Annotated in this window: 17 protein-coding genes; 6 read left to right on the top strand and 11 right to left on the bottom strand. The window is 59.3% G+C overall.

Going from position 1 to position 16,897, the window contains the following annotated elements:
- Window positions 1-40: 40 nt before the first annotated feature.
- The 4 genes from H0484_RS11420 to H0484_RS11405 form a co-directional block, all read right to left on the bottom strand.
- Window positions 41-772, bottom strand: coding sequence for a GntR family transcriptional regulator (locus H0484_RS11420; protein ID WP_226954761.1), 732 nt, complete (start codon window positions 770-772; stop codon window positions 41-43).
- Window positions 769-1,797 (bottom strand): carbon-nitrogen hydrolase family protein, encoded by a 1,029-nt coding sequence (locus tag H0484_RS11415; RefSeq protein WP_226954760.1) that lies wholly within the window; start codon window positions 1,795-1,797, stop codon window positions 769-771. Before H0484_RS11415 ends, H0484_RS11420 begins: the two co-directional genes overlap by 4 nt.
- A 74-nt stretch (window positions 1,798-1,871) precedes the next feature.
- Window positions 1,872-2,783, bottom strand: a complete 912-nt coding sequence (locus H0484_RS11410; protein ID WP_226954759.1) for a fumarylacetoacetate hydrolase family protein — start codon at window positions 2,781-2,783, stop codon at window positions 1,872-1,874.
- Between the two features lie 126 nt (window positions 2,784-2,909).
- Window positions 2,910-4,040, bottom strand: a complete 1,131-nt coding sequence (locus tag H0484_RS11405) for a cupin domain-containing protein (protein ID WP_226954758.1) — start codon at window positions 4,038-4,040, stop codon at window positions 2,910-2,912.
- Window positions 4,041-4,252: 212 nt separating this feature from the next.
- Here H0484_RS11405 and H0484_RS11400 point away from each other — a divergent pair, with 212 nt between their 5' ends.
- Complete coding sequence (locus tag H0484_RS11400; protein ID WP_226954757.1) at window positions 4,253-5,185, top strand: LysR family transcriptional regulator; 933 nt, start codon at window positions 4,253-4,255, stop codon at window positions 5,183-5,185.
- Between the two features lie 24 nt (window positions 5,186-5,209).
- On the opposite strand, the gene H0484_RS11395 is transcribed toward H0484_RS11400, so the two are convergent.
- Together H0484_RS11395 and H0484_RS11390 are read right to left on the bottom strand one after the other, a co-directional pair.
- On the bottom strand, window positions 5,210-5,737 hold the full coding sequence (locus H0484_RS11395; protein WP_226954756.1) for a flavin reductase family protein: 528 nt from the start codon (window positions 5,735-5,737) through the stop codon (window positions 5,210-5,212).
- Window position 5,738: 1 nt separating this feature from the next.
- Entirely contained in the window at window positions 5,739-6,662 is a 924-nt protein-coding gene (locus tag H0484_RS11390) for a LysR substrate-binding domain-containing protein (protein WP_226954755.1), read from the bottom strand.
- 223 nt (window positions 6,663-6,885) lie between these two features.
- Here H0484_RS11390 and H0484_RS11385 point away from each other — a divergent pair, with 223 nt between their 5' ends.
- Complete coding sequence (locus H0484_RS11385) at window positions 6,886-7,644, top strand: maleate cis-trans isomerase family protein (RefSeq protein ID WP_315859952.1); 759 nt, start codon at window positions 6,886-6,888, stop codon at window positions 7,642-7,644.
- Window positions 7,645-7,831: 187 nt separating this feature from the next.
- Window positions 7,832-8,575 (top strand): class I SAM-dependent methyltransferase, encoded by a 744-nt coding sequence (locus tag H0484_RS11380; RefSeq protein ID WP_226954754.1) that lies wholly within the window; start codon window positions 7,832-7,834, stop codon window positions 8,573-8,575.
- 61 nt (window positions 8,576-8,636) lie between these two features.
- On the opposite strand, the gene hslU is transcribed toward H0484_RS11380, so the two are convergent.
- The 5 genes from hslU to H0484_RS11355 all read right to left on the bottom strand — a co-directional run bounded on the left by hslU (window position 8,637) and on the right by H0484_RS11355 (window position 13,361).
- Window positions 8,637-9,968, bottom strand: a complete 1,332-nt coding sequence (gene hslU, locus H0484_RS11375) for an ATP-dependent protease ATPase subunit HslU (protein ID WP_226954753.1) — start codon at window positions 9,966-9,968, stop codon at window positions 8,637-8,639.
- Window positions 9,969-9,981: 13 nt separating this feature from the next.
- Window positions 9,982-10,515, bottom strand: a complete 534-nt coding sequence (gene hslV, locus H0484_RS11370) for an ATP-dependent protease subunit HslV (RefSeq protein ID WP_226954752.1) — start codon at window positions 10,513-10,515, stop codon at window positions 9,982-9,984.
- A 150-nt stretch (window positions 10,516-10,665) separates the two neighbouring features.
- Entirely contained in the window at window positions 10,666-11,109 is a 444-nt protein-coding gene (dksA, locus tag H0484_RS11365; protein ID WP_226954751.1) for an RNA polymerase-binding protein DksA, read from the bottom strand.
- A gap of 48 nt (window positions 11,110-11,157) precedes the next feature.
- Window positions 11,158-12,237, bottom strand: coding sequence for a CobW family GTP-binding protein (locus H0484_RS11360; protein WP_226954750.1), 1,080 nt, complete (start codon window positions 12,235-12,237; stop codon window positions 11,158-11,160).
- A gap of 173 nt (window positions 12,238-12,410) precedes the next feature.
- A complete protein-coding gene (locus H0484_RS11355) occupies window positions 12,411-13,361 on the bottom strand; it encodes an AraC family transcriptional regulator (RefSeq protein ID WP_226954749.1) in 951 nt (316 codons plus the stop codon).
- Window positions 13,362-13,542: 181 nt separating this feature from the next.
- On the opposite strand from H0484_RS11355, the gene H0484_RS11350 reads away from it, so the two are divergent.
- From H0484_RS11350 to H0484_RS11340, 3 genes are all read left to right on the top strand, one after another.
- The gene (locus tag H0484_RS11350) at window positions 13,543-14,997 is read left to right on the top strand and encodes an aldehyde dehydrogenase family protein (RefSeq protein ID WP_226954748.1); all 1,455 of its coding nucleotides are present in this window, start codon (window positions 13,543-13,545) and stop codon (window positions 14,995-14,997) included.
- A gap of 358 nt (window positions 14,998-15,355) precedes the next feature.
- Window positions 15,356-16,117 (top strand): GntR family transcriptional regulator, encoded by a 762-nt coding sequence (locus H0484_RS11345; RefSeq protein WP_226954747.1) that lies wholly within the window; start codon window positions 15,356-15,358, stop codon window positions 16,115-16,117.
- Window positions 16,114-16,896 carry an ABC transporter permease gene (locus H0484_RS11340; RefSeq protein ID WP_226954746.1) on the top strand — a complete coding sequence of 261 codons (783 nt, stop codon included), beginning with the start codon at window positions 16,114-16,116 and terminating at the stop codon, window positions 16,894-16,896. The genes H0484_RS11345 and H0484_RS11340 overlap by 4 nt, the downstream gene beginning before the upstream one ends.
- The last annotated feature ends 1 nt before the right edge of the window (window position 16,897 follow it).

The raw sequence follows: 16,897 nt of genomic DNA, 5'->3' as shown, positions 1-16,897 counted from the left end.
GCCGGAGCACATCATCCACCGACAGATGATGTGCTCCGGCTTATGCGTTGTCGGGGACTTTGGGCGGCTCAGCCACGAGAACGGTCTCTATCAGTCGCGCCGTTTTATCGTAGTGCTCGGTCAGCAGCGCGGTGGCCTGCGCCTTGTCTCGCTTGAGCGTGGCATCGACGATGTCGTGGTGCTCTTTCGAGACATCGCGCTTGGTGGTGTTGCGCGGGGTCTGCATCAGCATGGGGCGGCGGTAGCGTTCCGTCTGGATGTACAGCGCCATGGAAAAATCCATCAGCCAGCGTGAGTGACAGGCGGCGATCAGCGCGCGGTGCAAGGCCAGGTGGCGCTGTTCGACCTCGTCGTAGGCGGGCGGCGGGGCGTCGCCCGCGGACTGGCGTCTGGACACGAGATCCAGCGCGTGCAGGGCGGCCACGATGCTGGTTTCCCAGGCGTCGTCGCCCTGGTCTATGGCGCGCTCCAGCGCTTCGCAGTCAATCAGCGTGCGCGCGCTCATGGCATCGCGCATTTCTTCGATGGACAGCGGCGCGACCCGAAAGCCTCGCAGCGCGGCCGATTCGACCAGGCGCTCGCTTTGCAGGCGGTTCAGCGCTTCGCGCAAGGGCGTGAAGCTGAGATCGTATTTTTTCTTCAGGAATTCCAGCCGCAGCGGCTGGCCGGGGGTCAGCTCGCCCGACATGATGTCGTGCTTGAGCGCGACGTAGGCCTGTTCGGCCAGCGTCGCGGTGCGCACGGCGGGAGGGCTCGGTTGAGCGAGGTTCATGGCGCCTCGCCGGAAGGACCGGGCTGGGGCTCGTCTTCGAGGTCGAGCTGCGGCGCCGGGCCGTCGTTGAGGAACTGGGCGGACTGCTGCGGACGGCGGTTGACGCGCAGGTCGAACACGTCGAAGCGGTTGTAGTGGCCGGTGATGTCATGCATCTGGCGCGGCTGCACGCAGCGGCCCAGATCGACTTCAGCGTAGACGATGCCTTCGTCGTCGATCAGCGGTTCGCCGACCAGGCGGCCGTCCGGGCCGATGACGCCGGAGAAGGCGCTGTTCTTGCGGCGCAGCAGCGACTCGGCCTGCGGGTGGGTGGCGGCGAAAGTCTGGATGATCTCTTCGGAGATCGTCGAGCACGACACGACGGTGAACACTTTGCCTTCAAAGCAGTGCGCCATGGCGCGCACCTTGATGGCTTCGGCCATGTCATAGTCGGGCGGGGCGACGGGCAGCGAGATGTAGCTGGCGACGTGCAGCAGTTCGCCTTGCGCCAGCAGGCTGAAACGCGCCAGGGTGTTGGTGTTTTCGCCGCAGGCCAGCCCGCCCAGGCGGCCGATGGCGGTGTCGTACACGCGCAGCGATGAGCCGTCGCCGTTGGCCCAGGTGAGCTTCTCGGCCCAGGTGGGCACCAGCTTGCGGTGGCGGCCCAGCAGCTTGCCGTCCGGGCCGATGAACACCAGAGTGTTGTACAGCGTGGCGATGCTGAGCGGATTGCGTTCGTTGACGCCGATGACTACGTGCACGCCGTGGCGGCCGGCTTCCTGGGCGATGCGCTGGATCTCCGGGCCGGGGATCTCGATGGCGCTGCGGCACAGCTTGTCGAACCAGGGGCTGCCTTCCACCGGCGACATGATCCAGTTCCAGTATGGATAGGCGCTGATGAAGACTTCGGGAAAGGCGATGAGCTGCGCGCCTTGCGAAGCGGCTTCAGCGATCAGGCGGCAAGCCTTTTCGACGGTGGCCTGGGTGTCGAGGAAGACAGGACTGGCCTGGACGGCGGCGACTTTGACGGTGGGGAGGCTGAGCATGGCAATAACAACCTGTAGACGAGAATGGAAAGGGCCTTCGCAAGGTCGTTGCGAAGGCCTGCCGGTGCCGCGTCTTAGACGGGGACGATGGGGTTGCGCAGCGTGCCTATGCCTTCGACGCAGGCTTCGACGACGTCGCCCGGCCACATCCATTCTTGCGGCGTGCGGCCGGCGCCCACGCCCGAAGGCGTGCCTGTGGCGATGATGTCGCCCGGCTCCAGCGTGATACCGGCGCTGATGTCGGACACCAGGACGGCGACGTTGAACAGCATGTGCTTGGTGTTGGACTGCTGCTTGATCTCGCCGTTGACCTTGAGCCATAGGTTCAGGTTGTGAGGATCGGGGATTTCATCGGCAGTGACGATGCACGGACCGAAGGGGGCGTAGGTGTCCTGGCCCTTGGAGTAGATCCACTGGCCGGCGCGGCGGTTGTCGCGCGCACTGATGTCGTTCATGACGCTGTAGCCGAACACGTAGGACAGAGCGTCCTCTTCGGAGACGCCCTTGGCTCGCGTGCCGATGATGGCGGCCAGCTCGACTTCCCAGTCCATCTGCTGGGTGATCTTGGCGTTGTGCTCGATGGCGTCGCCGTTGCCTATGACCGCGGTAGGCGGTTTGGAGAAGATGACCGGCTGCTTGGGCAGGTCGGCCGAGGTGTCCAGCGAACGGCTGGATTCCTCGACGTGCTCGACGTAGTTCAGGCCAATGCCGAAGATGTTCTTGCGCGGACGGGGAATCGGGGCCAGCAGCTTGACGTTCTGGATGGGCTGGGCCACGCCGATAGGCCACTGACCGCCGTGTGCGTTCAGGAGTTCGGTGGTGCTGGCGACAGCGCCAGGGCCCAGGTCGATGAAGTCGAGCATGTTGTCGGGCAGGTCGACGCCTGCGCTCAGGCCCAGGTATTCGAGGTCGATGACTTGGTTGTCGACGATGGCACCCAGACGGGCGGCTTCGTGGACGTGGCGGCGATAGGTAACGAGACGCATAGAGTTTCCTGGTGCTGGCGGCGGGCCCGAAAAGCGGGTTTCCGCCGTATTGTTATAAAAAATGAATCAAGAAAACAAGACGCTGACGCGGTGGGTTCTGGCGCCCCAGCCGCGTCGGCATGGGGTTTACGGCTGAACGATGGGCTGATGGCCGCCGTTGTCTTTCAGGGCCTCTTCACGATACAGACCCAGCGATTTCATCACGGGCAGGTCGTGGAAACAGAACAAGCAGGCGTCTTCGCTGGCGCTGAGGTTGACGTGTTCGTGGAACATCCACGACGGCACGCAGAAAATGTCGCGCTCTTGCCAGTCGAGGCGTTGGCCGTTGATGATGGAATAGCCTTTGCCCTTGGCGCATTGATAGATGAAGCTGCCGACTTGGCGGTGGGCTTTGGTGTGTTCACCGGGGCGCAGCATTTGCATGCTGGCGCCTATGGTTTGCATGACGGGGCCGCCGGTTTTGGGGTTGATGTAATCCATCAACACGCCATCGAAGGGCGAGCCATCGGTAACGCGTGCAAAGTTGCTCAGGGCTTCGTAGGTGGGGGCCCATTCGTACTTGAGCAGCGGCGAATAGGCATGCTGCCAGTTGTCGTTGGCGGGCACCAGGCCGCGGCCACCCCAGGCGGCTACGGCGTAGTCTACCGGTGCGGTGTCGGCTTGCTGCAGATCGGGGTGCACGGAATAGAAGTTGGCTTCCAGCGCGTTAACAAGGGGGATATCCAGGCCGTCTTGCCAGATGCAGGGCGCGCCGTCTTCGGAGACGCCGTGCTCGTGCCAACAGCCATTGGGTGTCAGTACGAAGTCGTTGGCGCCCAAGGTCATGCGGTGCCCGTCAACGATGGTGTAGGCGCCCGAGCCTTCCATAATGAAGCGCAGCGCGCTGGCGGCGTGAGCGTGCGCAGAGGCGCGTTCGCCCGGGCGCATGGCTTGCAAGCCCGAATACAACCAGCCCACGGCGGCGGAAACGTCGCGACGGCCAGGGTTGTCGAGGTAAACCACACGGCGCCCGGCTTTTTCGGGGGAAACCAGGTCGATGGAACGCAGCACATGCTCGCGCAGGTCTTGGAAGCGCCACACAACGGGAACCGATGACGATTGGGGCTGCCAGGGCTCGATCTTGTTGGCAACCGTCCAGAGGGCGGCGGTATTCATGCTGGCAAGTTCGTCGTAGTAGGCCAGCAGTTCGGGCGTGTCTTCGACGTTGGCGCGGCCCGCGACGTCTTCGCGGTAATTGGGACGAGTTGCAGTTGTCATGCCGGATAACCTCTTGAGAAGTGGTTCGGGCGCCGTGCTTGGCACGGTAACGTCCAAGGAGTGATTTTATAAAATAATGAGGATTTTCGAAGATTATAGGCAGTCAGCGTTATCCAAACAAGCCATTACAGGCCACTTTTTGATTTAAGTCATGACAGTGGGCTACTGAGGGGAGCGCTACACTAGGGCGTGAATCGGAGGAACCCGCTTACATGACGACAGATTGGACCGATCGCATCCGCCTGCGCAATCTCAAGTTTTTGCTTAGCCTGGCGCAAACGCGCAACCTTAGCCATTCCGCCACCTTGCTGCACACCACGCAGCCGGCGCTATCCAAATGGCTGAAAGAGCTGGAAAGCGATATAGGCCTGCCGCTGTTCGAGCGTCATGCCCGTGGCTTGGTGCCTACCACGCACGGAGACGTACTGATAGCCCATGCGAGTCGTATTCAGGCGCAATTGGATCGTGCGGCGGTGGATATGAGCGTGCTGCGTTTTGGCGGGGCGGGGCGCGTTGTGGTGGGCGCGTCGGGCGCAGCGGCCTCGGAAGCGGCCCCGCGCGCGGTGTTGGCCCTGGCGCAGCGCATGCCGGATCTGCGTGTCGACCTGATGGAAGGCACCATGGATAGGCTGCTGGCCTTGCTGGCAGGAGGGGACGTAGACATCGTCATCGGTCGTACGGCCTCTATCGCCGAGGCCGATGCCGCCAATATCCGCTCAGAGGTGTTGTACGTTGAGCCGATAGACCTTGTCGCCCGGCCAGATCATCCTCTGTTCAGCCAGCCGCAGGTGGGCTGGGAAGACATAGAGCGCTATCGCTGGATAGTCTGGCCCAGTCAAACCCCAGTGCGCAAAGCTTTGGAGGCGGCCTTGGCCAAGGCGAATCGCAGCCTGCCCAGTCAGTACATCGAGTCCAATTCGGTGATTGCCAACATTACCCTGTTGAATCTGAGCGACGTGATTGGCACGGCTTCACATCGCAGCTCGCTGATGCTGACGCGTCTGGGAGTATTGCGCGTCTTGCCGTTCAAGCTGGATGGTGTGGGCTCGGTGTCCCTGTACTGGCGCAATGACGGCTTGTTTCCGAAGTCCGTCGAGGCGGCGCTGGACTGTATTCGCGAAGTGGCAGCCGACCCCGAACAATAAAAGTCCGGGTTCAGCCTTTGCCCATCAGAAATGGGGGGCGAATTTGCCGTAATGACGTCGGGCGTAGACCAGTGGGCCGGCGCTGCCCGCAGTGGCTTCGTGAACCGCGCCGATGATGATGGCGTGGCTGCCTACCAGCACGACTTCACGGACTTCACATTCGAAACTGGCGGCGGCCCCTTGTATGAGCGGCTGGCCGAACGTGCCGGCCTGATGTGCGCAGGCGTTGAAGTCGTAAGGTTCGCCATCGTCGGGGCGACCCGCAAATCGGTTGGAGATATCAGGCTGGGATTCATTCAGGACGTTGACGGCAAAGCGCCCGTTGTGCTGAATGGTATTGCAGATAGGGCTGCGCTGATTAATGCAGACCAGCAGCGTGGGCGGGTCGGCCGAAACCGAGCTAAACGCGCTGGCGGTCAGCCCCATTTTTCCGGAATGGCCATCAGTGGTGACAACGTTAACCGATGCAGCGTGGGCGCCCATGGCTTCGATGAAGCGGGCGCGCAGCGCAGCGATGTCTTCGGCTGCCTGAGGGGCGATGCGAGAACTCATTTCAGGGTGTCCTTGCGGGCTGCGTAGGCGAGGTAGTAGCCGGTGAGCCCGGGGTTTGTTCAATAAGATAGTTTACAAAGGTGTCGATGACGGCCTTGCGCCGGTCTTGGCGCATGACGACATGGACCCCGGTGCTTAGCTGGGCGCCGGTGAGAGGGCGAAAAGCCAGGGCTTGTGCTTGATAGGCTTGGGTCGAGGCCGGCACCAGGCTGACACCCAGGCCCGCCGCGACCAAGCTAAGCTGGGCAGGAACCTCGGATACCGTTTGCGCAACCTGGGGCGTAAACCCGGCGGCGGCACAAGCTTGAAGCAGTTGCTCGGCAAATAGCGAGGTTTCCCGGCGCAGCATCACAAAGCGCTCGGTCGCCAGGGCTTCCAGGGCAATTTGTTTGCCTTGTGCCAAAGGATGTCGGGGCGGCAGGGCCACGACCAAGGGGTCTGGCCATAGCATGCGACTGCACAGCAACTCGTCTTCTACGGGCTGGCGTGACAAGCTAAGGTCTATACGCGATTCGCGCAGGGCCTCGATCTGGTCGTTGGGGGCCATCTCGTTGAGCACGACGTCAATGTCGGGGTGGGTTTCGGCCAGGCTGCCGATTATGCCTGGCAAGGGCCCCAGAAAATGCGAGCCCGACAGTCCGATTTCAAGACGACCGGCCAAACCCGCATGCACGGTACGCACACGTTGGGTGGCTTCTTTGAGGCGGTCTTGAATACGACGTACGTCGCGCAAAAAGGTGGCGCCGGCATCTGTGAGTTGCACCTTGCGGCTGTCGCGCAGGAACAGCGTAACCCCCAGCTCGTCTTCTAGTTGGGCGATTTGCGCGCTAAGCGGTGGCTGCGAAATATGCAGCCGTGCCGCAGCACGCGTGAAGTTCAGTTCTTCGGCCAGTACGGTGAAGTAACGAAGTTGGCGCAGTTCCATGGGGTGAAGGCAGGCGCTGTAAAGCCCTATAGTTTACGCAAGGCGGCGCTAGCGATAGGCAGAATATGTCAAACCAGACGAAATATGTATTGGTGCGAAACACGTAGTTGGCGCAAGATTCAACTATTGTGCCGCCTTTGGCTGCGGCTGTCCGTACCCCAAGTGGGGTGATAGCCGGACCAGACCGCAGTCTTTTACGTCATTCATTTCAGGAGACGCCCGCATGTCCACCGCCCGTTCCTTCCGTATCGGCCAGATCGTTCCTAGTTCCAACACCACGATGGAAACCGAGATCCCGCTGATGCTGCGCAGCCGCGAAAGCCAGTTCGAAGATCGCTTCACCTTCCATTCCAGCCGCATGCGCATGAAGAAGGTCACCAAAGAAGAATTGGCCGCCATGGACCGCGACTCCGACCGCTGCGCGCTTGAGCTCTCTGACGCCCGTGTAGACGTCATGGGTTATGCCTGCCTGGTCGCCATCATGAGCATGGGCCTGGGCTACCACCGTGAATCCGAGAAGCGTCTGCATCAGGTGACCGTCGACAATGACGCACCCACCCCCATCGTTTCCAGCGCCGGTGCGCTGGTCGAAGGCCTGAAGGCCCTGGGTGCCAAGAAAGTCTCCATCCTGACACCCTACATGAAGCCGCTGACGCAGCTGGTGGTGGATTACATCCAGAACGAAGGCATAGAAGTGCACGATGCGCTGTCGCTGGAAATCCCCGACAACCTGGAAGTGGGCCGGCAAAACCCCTTGGCTCCCGCCGAACACGTCAAACGCCTGGACACCCGCGGCGTAGACGCCGTCGTGCTCTCGGCTTGCGTGCAAATGCCTTCCTTCCAGTCGGTGCAGCAAGTTGAAGACCAATTGGGCCTGCCTGTTACCACGGCAGCCATCAGCACGGTCTACCAAATGCTGAACAAGCTTGACCTGAAGCGTGAAGTGGCCAACGCCGGCGCGCTGCTCTCGGGCAAGTACTAAGCTTAAGTTTCCCTGCTGGTTTGAAGACGCCGCATTTCGATGCGGCGTCTTTTATTTGCGCGTTTGGAATGAATAGGGGCGAAGATAAAAATTCGGTTTTCTACCGTTAAACTGCTTTTTTCTTCTATTAAAAATAAATAAAATCGCCTAAATTGGCCTTTTCTTGCTAAATGGCCCATCATGGGGCATGTTAGACACTGAAAACCCCGCCTTCAAGCCTTATGCCCAGTTGAAAACACGCATTCAACGGGTACCGCTTTCTGCCACTGAATCGCTGCGCGTGCGCACTTTGGCTGATCATATGCAATATGCCGACCCCCATGGTCATGCGCAGCAACTAGGAATAGGCTCTGCTGTATGGCCGCTATTCGGTCTGATCTGGCCCTCTAGCATCCAATTGGCGCGCAAGCTAAAAAACCGCCCTGTACGGCCACAAGAAAAAATTCTTGAGCTAGGCTGCGGCTTGGGGCTGGCAAGTTTGCTCATGCACAGACGCGGTGCGCAGGTACACGCCAGTGATTGCCACCCCTTGGCGTCGCATTTTTTGGAAACCAACCAAGCTTTGAACGGCCTTTCGGGGCTGCCTTATGTGCATGCCCAATGGGGAGAGCCCGCCTGCCCTGATTTGCTGAGCACGCTAGGCCTTACCCCTGCTCATCAGCGTTACGATCTGATTGTCGGCAGTGACTTGCTCTACGAGCGTAGTACCCCCGCGCTGCTGGCAGATCTCGTGCATCAAAGGGCAAAAGCCCAGGCAGAGGTTTGGATAGTGGACCCCGATCGAGGCCATCGCAACCGGTTTACCCAGGAAATGGCGCAATATGGTTTCAAGCTGATGTGGCAGGTCTGTTTGCGCGATAGGCCGATTTTGACCGCCGAAGGTGAGGAACTAGCCTATAAAGGGCGTTGCTTGCAGTACCGGCGCGATTAAGTGTGCAATAAAAAACCGCTGCCTCGCATGAGAGCAGCGGTTCCTTAGGCGCTTTAGGTTCTTACAGCACGTAGCGCGCCAAATCTTCGCTGGCGGCTGTTTCTTTCAACTGTTCGTCAACGTAAGCGGCATCGATCACGATGGTTTTACCGCTGTGCGAGGTGGCCTCGAAAGACAAGTCTTCCAGCAGTTTTTCCATTACGGTGTACAAGCGGCGTGCGCCGATGTTTTCGGTGCGTTCGTTGACCGAGTAAGCCAGTTCTGCCAGGCGGCGTATGCCGTCTTGGGTGAAGTCCAGCGTGACGTCCTCGGTGGCCAGCAAGGCTTCGTATTGCTTGGTCAAAGCGGCATCGGTTTCGCACAAGATACGCACGAAATCGTCAGCGCTCAGTGAGTCGAGCTCGACACGGATGGGGAAGCGGCCTTGCAGTTCGGGGATGAGGTCGGAAGGACGCGACAGATGGAAGGCCCCCGAGGCAATGAACAGGATGTGGTCGGTGCGAACCACGCCATACTTGGTATTGACGGAAGTGCCTTCTACCAACGGCAGCAAATCGCGCTGCACCCCTTGGCGTGAGACTTCACCTGAGGACTGTTCCTGGCGCGTGGTGATCTTGTCGATCTCGTCCAGAAACACAATACCGTTTTGTTCGGCGTTCTGTACTGCGGCGGTGCGCAGGTCTTCTTCGTTGACACGGCGACCGGCTTCTTCTTCCACCAGCAGCTTGAAGGCCTCTTTGACCGTCATCTTGCGCGCCTTGGTTTTTTCGCGCCCCAGGCCGGCGAACATGCCCTTAAGCTGCTCGGTCATTTCTTCCATGCCGGGCGGCGCCATGATCTCCATTTGCGGCATGGCCTGAGCCACTTCGATTTCTATCATGGTCTCGTCGAGCTGGCCTTCGCGCAGACGTTTGCGGAAGGTTTGCCGTGCCGTGTTTTCGGTGCGATCGGGCTGTCCCATGGCATCACGGGGGGGCGGGATCAGCACGTCAAGAATGCGGTCTTCGGCGGCGTCTTCAGCCTGGGCGCGCACGCGGCGCATTTCGATTTCGCGAGTTTGCTTGATAGAGATTTCGACTAAATCGCGGATGATGGTGTCGACGTCGCGGCCTACATAGCCCACTTCAGTGAATTTGGTGGCTTCAACCTTGATGAAGGGCGCGTTGGCCAGCCGCGCCAGACGACGTGCGATCTCGGTTTTACCCACGCCGGTTGGGCCGATCATGAGGATGTTCTTGGGCACGATCTCGTTGCGCAGTGCGGCGGGCACTTGCTGGCGACGCCAGCGGTTGCGCAGGGCAACAGCGACGGAACGTTTGGCGCGATTCTGCCCGACGATGTGCTTGTCGAGCTCGGAGACGATTTCTCCGGGGGTCATATGAGTAGCGGACATGGCAAATGCGGGCTCAGAGGGTTTCGAGGACGTGATTCTGGTTGGTGTAGATACACAACTCACCCGCGATTTCCAGCGACTTCTTGACGATGTCGGTGGGGGAGAGCTCGGTATTGCGTAACAGGCCCAGTGCGGCGCTTTGCGCATACGCGCCGCCAGAACCTATGGCGGCAATGCCGTGTTCGGGCTCTAGCACGTCGCCGTTACCGCTAAGAATCAGAGAGTGTTCGCGATCAGCCACGATCAGCATGGCTTCCAGGCGGCGCAGCACGCGATCCGTGCGCCAGTCGCGCGTCAGTTCGACGGCGGCGCGCATGAGATGGCCTTGGTGCTTTTCGAGCTTGGCTTCAAAGCGTTCTTGCAGTGTAAAGGCGTCGGCAGTGGCACCGGCAAAGCCGGCCAGCACCTTGTCGTGATACAGGCGGCGAATCTTGCGCGCCGTGCCCTTGAAAACGATGTTGCCCAGCGTGACCTGGCCGTCGCCGCCGATGGCGACCTGATTGCCGCGGCGTACGCAGATAATGGTAGTAGCGTGAAATTGTTCCATGGGGTCCCCTATGAGTAGCTTAGTTGGGGGGCGACTGCCGTTTTTCAAGGGGGGGTGTGACGAGGGCAAGGCCAACGGCAAGCGTCGAAGCTACAAACAAGAACAGCTTGCTCAAGAGCAAGCTGTCAGGAAAAGCGGAAACAGCGGGAATTAATCGCCGTATAACTTTTGGCGCATTTCGCGGCGCTCTTGGGCTTCCAGCGATAGCGTGGCGGTGGGGCGGGCCAGCAGGCGTTTCAGGCCTATGGGTTCGCCGGTTTCCTCGCAATAGCCGTATTCGCCCGAATCGATGAGCTTGAGGGACTGCTGCACTTTTTTGAGCAGCTTGCGCTCGCGGTCGCGGGTGCGCAGTTCCAGTGCGTGCTCTTCTTCGATGGTGGCGCGGTCGGCCGGATCGGGCACGAACTGGGTTTCCCGCAGATTCTCGGTGGTGGTGTCTGCGTTGCTGAGAATTTCTTGCTCGAGCTGCTGCAAGCGGTCTCGGAAGAAGGCCAGCTGGGCATCGTCCATGTAGTCCGATTCCGACATGGCCAGTAGTTCTTTTTCGGTGAGCAAGCGGTCTTGATTCTTACCGGAGGACGTTTTCGTTACCATGGCATACCTCTGTACATAAAGGTCGAGACAGTGCTCGTAAAGGGCTGGTCACGTGACCAGGCACTGTTCCAGCCCTTGAGTGAAAATTTCTTGGGGCAACTTGCGCCCAATGAATACCAGTTTGGTGTTGGGTTTTTCGTGGGTCAACCAGGGCTTGCCGGGTTCGGCGCCCATCATCATGTGTACGCCCTGGAACAGCAAGCGGCGGTTGCTGCCCTTGACGTACAAAATACCTTTGTAACGCATCAGATCTTCGCCGTAGATCTGTACTACACCCCCCAGGAAGGACTCCAGGCGTTCGGGGTCGAAGGGTTTGTTCGAGCGAAAGACGAAGGCGCCGATGTCGTCGTTGTGGTGGGCGTGATGGTGATCGTGGTGGTCGTGCCCGCAGCCAGGGCTGCATTCGCCCTCGTGATCGTGGTGATGACCGTGGTCATGGCCATGATGGTCGTGGTCGTGAGCGGCGTCGGGGTGCTGGTCGGCCAGGAATTCCGGGTCGATATCGAGGATGGTGTTCAGATTGAAGCCGCTGATATCCAGCAGCTTGGCGATATCGGCCTCGCCGAAGTGCACCGGCGTGATGGAAGCGCGTGGATTGATCTGTATCAGGCGGCTGCGCAGCGCTTGATAGTCGGCGTCGTTGACGAGGTCTTTTTTGGAGACCAGTATGACGTCGGCAAAGCCAACCTGCTTTTGGGCTTCTTCCTGCTTGTCCAGGGTTTCCATGCCGTGTTTGGCATCGACCACGGTAATGACGGCATCAAGGCGGTAATAGCGCGCGATGTTGTCATCCATGAAGAAGGTCTGGCATACCGGGCCGGGGTTGGCCATGCCGGTGGTCTCGATGATGACGCGGTCGAACTTGATGTCGCCTTTGTCGCGCTTGATGCGCAGTTCTTCGAGGGCGCGCAGCAGGTCGCCACGGATGGTGCAGCACACGCAGCCGTTACTCAGCTCGACGATCTGTTCGTCGCTATCTTGGACGAGCAGTTCGTTGTCTATGCTTTCGGGTCCAAACTCATTCTCAATCACGGCGATTTTCTGGCCGTGGTTTTCACTGAGTATGCGCTTGAGCAGGGTGGTTTTCCCTGCGCCAAGAAAGCCAGTCAGTATCGTAACGGGAACCATGTGTAAAGACCCTGGGCAAAAAATGTTCAGCGCACGATTACAGCACAGGTATGCAGTAAGAGCAAACCTCTGTTTGAAGCCCAAGTGCGGTCGTGATAATACGCGCCCAAAATTGCGCGTGTGTTGGCTGGGCAACAGGGGGGCTGGAGAGGGGTTTGCGAAGCGCGGTTTGCTCAGCTTAGCAGTCGCGCGGCTTCATGGCGACGTTCGGTGGGTGTCATGCCGAAACGGCGGCGGAAGGCCCGGTTGAAATAGGATTGGTCGGAAAACCCTACGGCATAGGCCACCTGTGCCATTAAGGTGCGCGAATCGTTGCTGATGAGGCGTTCGGCTGCCATCAAGCGGTGCTCTAGCAGGCAAGCGGTGAACGTGGTGCCATGGGCCTGAAACAGGTTTTGTAAGGTGCGCGGCGCCAGTTGCAGGTGGGCGCTGATGTGGGCAAGGCTAAGGTCGGCCTCGCCAAGGTGAGCGTCGATATAGGCTAGCGCGCGCCGGTACAGGGCGGCTTGCACGCCTGCGCGATCATCGTGCTTGGGGTCGGCGCCCTCTAGGCTAAGGGCCAGCAGATCGAACAGGCCATTGGCCGCGTGTTCGGCTTGGCTGGGCGACAGCGCTTGAATGTTTTGCAGCAGGCTACTGATGTAGGCCCGTAACAGCTGCGTGCCCGCCCCGCCTGGCAGCGAGCGGGCCACGGCATCGTGCAGCAAGCCGCTGCGTGCGGCAGCACCCGCCAGCGGCACGCGTAGGCAGCTCATGGCGACCTGGTCGTCGAACTCAAAATCAAAGGGGGTGTTACCCAGATTAAGGCTGATGTCGCCGGGTGAGGCCCAGTGCTCGCGCCCGAGTTGGCGTAAGCGGCACCGGCCATGTTCGTGCAGATTGATGAAAAGCCAATCGTGATGGCTGTCGTTGGTGTTGCAGACCACGCGGTAAGACTGGGCATGCAAACGATTGACCGATAAGTTGCCCCGGCTGAGCGATTGCAACTGAGCTTGAAAGGGTTGCGGGGAGTGACGCGACTCCGTGCGTACCCGGAGAAACGCCGAAGAGACAGCCTCGTTCCAGAAGGACAGCGCCCGACTGGGCGCCAGGCCGCGGGTACTCCAGACCTTCATCTGTTCCATGATGCCCTCGTGGTGCTGTCTTGCGCCGTAAGTCAAAGATTGCGGCGCGTGAGTCCAAGACCGGATTGCTGGCCACGCCGATAATTTGAGACACCAGATTCCCGGGTTCGTCACGTTTCATCTTATACGGCGTCAGAGCGCCGGGCAATGTATGGAAAACCCACAATCAAGGAGACAAGAAATGAGCACAGAGATAAAAACCTACTATCCCTACATCAATGGGCGTGCCTGGCAGTCTGAAGGCCAGCCCGTGCGCGAGGTCAAGAACCCCTACACGGGTCAGTTGATGGCCAAGGCCCATTTGGCGACCGCCGCCGACATCGAACAAGCACTGGCCAGTGCACAGGCCGCACAAGTCGCATGGGGCAAAACATTGGCCAGCGAGCGCGAAGCCATCTTGCTCAAGGCCGCCGACATCGTCGAGCGGCGCCGAATGGAAATTGCCCAAGTGCTGATAGAAGAGGGCGGCAATGTTTTCGGCAAGGCCATGTTCGAGTGCGATTACATGATCAGCACCTTTCGTATTGCGGCGGGGCAAGCGCGCGATGTGCGTGGCGAAACCATGCCGGCTGATGCGCCCAACCGTATCTCGATGACGCTGCGCCAGCCATTGGGCGTGGTAGTGGGCATAGGCCCCTTCAATGCCCCTTTATTGCTGAATGGCAAGAAGCTGGCGCCTGCTTTGGCGGCGGGCAATAGCTTTATTCTCAAGCCTTCACCCTACACGCCCATTGCGGCGCTGCTGTTTGCCGAAATACTGGAAGAGGCCGGCCTGCCGCCCGGTGTGCTTAACGTGATTCCCACCACCGATGAAGCCGTGGGCGAAACCCTGTTCTCCGACCCGCGCGTCAAGCTGATTACGTTTACCGGATCGGCCAAGGTGGGGCGCATACTGTCCGAGCTGGCGGGCCGTTATCAAAAACGCATTGTGCTGGAACTGGGCGGCAAGAGCCCTATTGTTGTGCTGGCCGATGCCGATTTGGATTACGCGGTTCGTTCTGCCGCATTCGGCATTTTCTTCAATCAGGGCCAGGTGTGCATGGCCAATTCGCGCATTATTGTTGAAGCCCCCATTTACGATGCTTTCTGCAAGGCTTTGGTCGAAAAAGTGCGCCAGGTTCCCTTTGGTGATCCGGCTTTGCCGACTACGGCAGTGGGGCCACTGATTGATCCGCGCCAGGCCGAGTTCATTCGTGGGCATATCGACGACGCGGTATCCAAGGGCGCTCAACTGCTAACGGGTGGGCAGGTTCATGGCGGCGTGTTCGAACCCTCGGTGCTGGCAGGGGTAGAGCCCGGCATGGAGGTCTACAACGAAGAAAGTTTCGGCCCGCTGGCAGCCGTTTATAAGGCAAACGATTACGAGCATGCCGTTACCTTGGCCAACGACACCTCGTACGGCTTATCGTCGGGCATCGTCACCAACGATCTACAGAAGGCCTTTGACTTTGCGCTGCGCATAGAAGCAGGCTCCGTGCACATCAATGACAACGCTTTTGACGATGACCCCAATGCGCCCTTTGGTGGTTTTAAAAACAGCGGGTATGGCAAAGAAAATGGCCGATATTCGGTGGCCGATATGACTGAGCTCAAGTGGGTGACGGTGCAGTTGGGTGAGCGCCAATTGCCCTTCTGAAGCGTGCCATTGCCTGATTGAGGCGCATCGAAAAAAGCCGTTACGTTTTTTTTCGCCCCTGGAAAAAGTGCAATGTGATGGGCAGACAGGCCTATGCGTGAAAGACGCATAGGCCTTTTTCGTGCGCCTGCAGGGCGTTTCCAAGTGCTGACTCCTTGCGCCTTGATGCCGACAGTGTGCATGCAAAAAAGTAAATAAAAGTATCTTAAATGAGGGTTAAGGGTTATTACGGGGGGTTTTTGGCCTGTTTTTTGCGCATACTCGCGTTTTAATGCATGCAATGCGGATGCCTTGATCGCGCAAAAGCGCGAAAAAATTCCGGGCTCAGTCCCCCCCTCGGCATCCCGGAGGTTCATTGATGACAACGATTTCGCAACAGGAACGTGTCCTGATTCAGATACGCGAGATGATTCTGCGCGGTCGTTTCATGGCGGGCATGCGCCTGGCAGAAATGACACTGGCTGCGCAATTGGGCGTGTCGCGCACGCCCGTTAAATTGGCGCTCATACGGTTGGAAGAAGAAGGCCTGGTGCAAGCGCTGCCCTCGGGAGGCTATGCCGCCCGTAGCCTAAGCACCCAAAATTTACGTGATGGCATAGTGCTGCGCGCTGCGCTAGAGGCTTTGGCTGCCCGCCTGCTGGCCGAGCAGGGCATGAGCTGGGAGGTGCAACGCAAGTTTGAAGCGCTACTGCAACGTGGCGACGCCTTGCTAGCCGTGCCGGTGGCTGCCGATGGTGACATCGATTACGACACCTATGTTGCCTATGGCGCCATGAATGATGAATTCCATCAATTGTTGATGGAGTCCTGTGGCAATGAGGCCGTCATGCGCGCCTGGACCTTGAACAACCGTTTGCCTTCTGCCAGCCCCTCGGCCACCTTGCCCTTGCACGAGTCCAGTTTCGAGGCTCTCAGTTTTCTGCAGGGTATGCACAGACAGCATCACACTTTGGTGCATGCCATTTCTTTACGCCATGGCATGCGTGCTCATGCCTTGGCGCACGAGCATGCCGAGGTTGCCGTGGTGTCGCTTGAACGTTATTACAGTACGCAGGGCTATGTGAACGCCACCATGGGGCGCGAGCCTTTGGCAAGCCTGACCACGGGGGAAGACTGGTGAAAGCTCTTGCGATGTGGCGTTCCACCGCGTGGACGGGTTGGGCCTTGGTGGTGGGCCTGTGCGTGCTGTGGCAGCTCAGTGTTGTGCAGGGTTGGGTTCAAAGCGAGAACTGGCCAGCGCTTTCTGCGGTGCTGGCAAAAATCTGGGAAGGTTTCGTTTCCGGCGAATGGCTGAGCGTTTTTGGCCCTAGCATCGTGCGCATGTTGTCAGGCTATGCCTTGGGCTGTGCGCTGGGGGTGATGCTGGGCATGCTGGTGGCCAACAGCCGTTGGGCCAAACGCTTGCTGGGCACCTCTATCGCCTTGTTGCGTCCCCTGCCCGTGCCCGCCATTATCCCGCCGCTGATCTTATTGCTGGGCGTTGATGACGCACTGAAAATTACCGTCATTGCCTTTGGCGTGTTCTTTCCTGTGTTCATGAGCGCTTATGCCGGGGTGCTGGCGGTGGATCCGGTGCACAAGCAGGTTTTGCGCACCTTCCGTATTCCCGGTTGGATCGCCTTGTTCAAGGTCAAATTGCCCACCGCGTTGCCTTATATATTTTCCGGCATGCGCATCAGTCTGAGCTTGGCTTTGGTGCTTACCGTCATCGCCGAAATGACCGCCGGCAATGACGGCGTGGGTTACTACATTGTCTCCATGCAATATGCCATGCGTGCCGCCGATATGTATGCGGCTGTCATCTTGCTGTCGTTGCTGGGGTATGTGCTCAATCGCCTGTTCGTCGTGCTCGAGTCGAGATGGCTAAGGTGGTCGCGCCAGTTGGAAGAAAGGAAATAAA

This window comes from Mesopusillimonas faecipullorum (assembly GCF_020539505.1).
Lineage (GTDB): Bacteria > Pseudomonadota > Gammaproteobacteria > Burkholderiales > Burkholderiaceae_B > Mesopusillimonas > Mesopusillimonas faecipullorum.
Note: the sequence above shows the minus strand (reverse complement) of the source record. Positions and strands in the feature narration are given on the sequence as shown.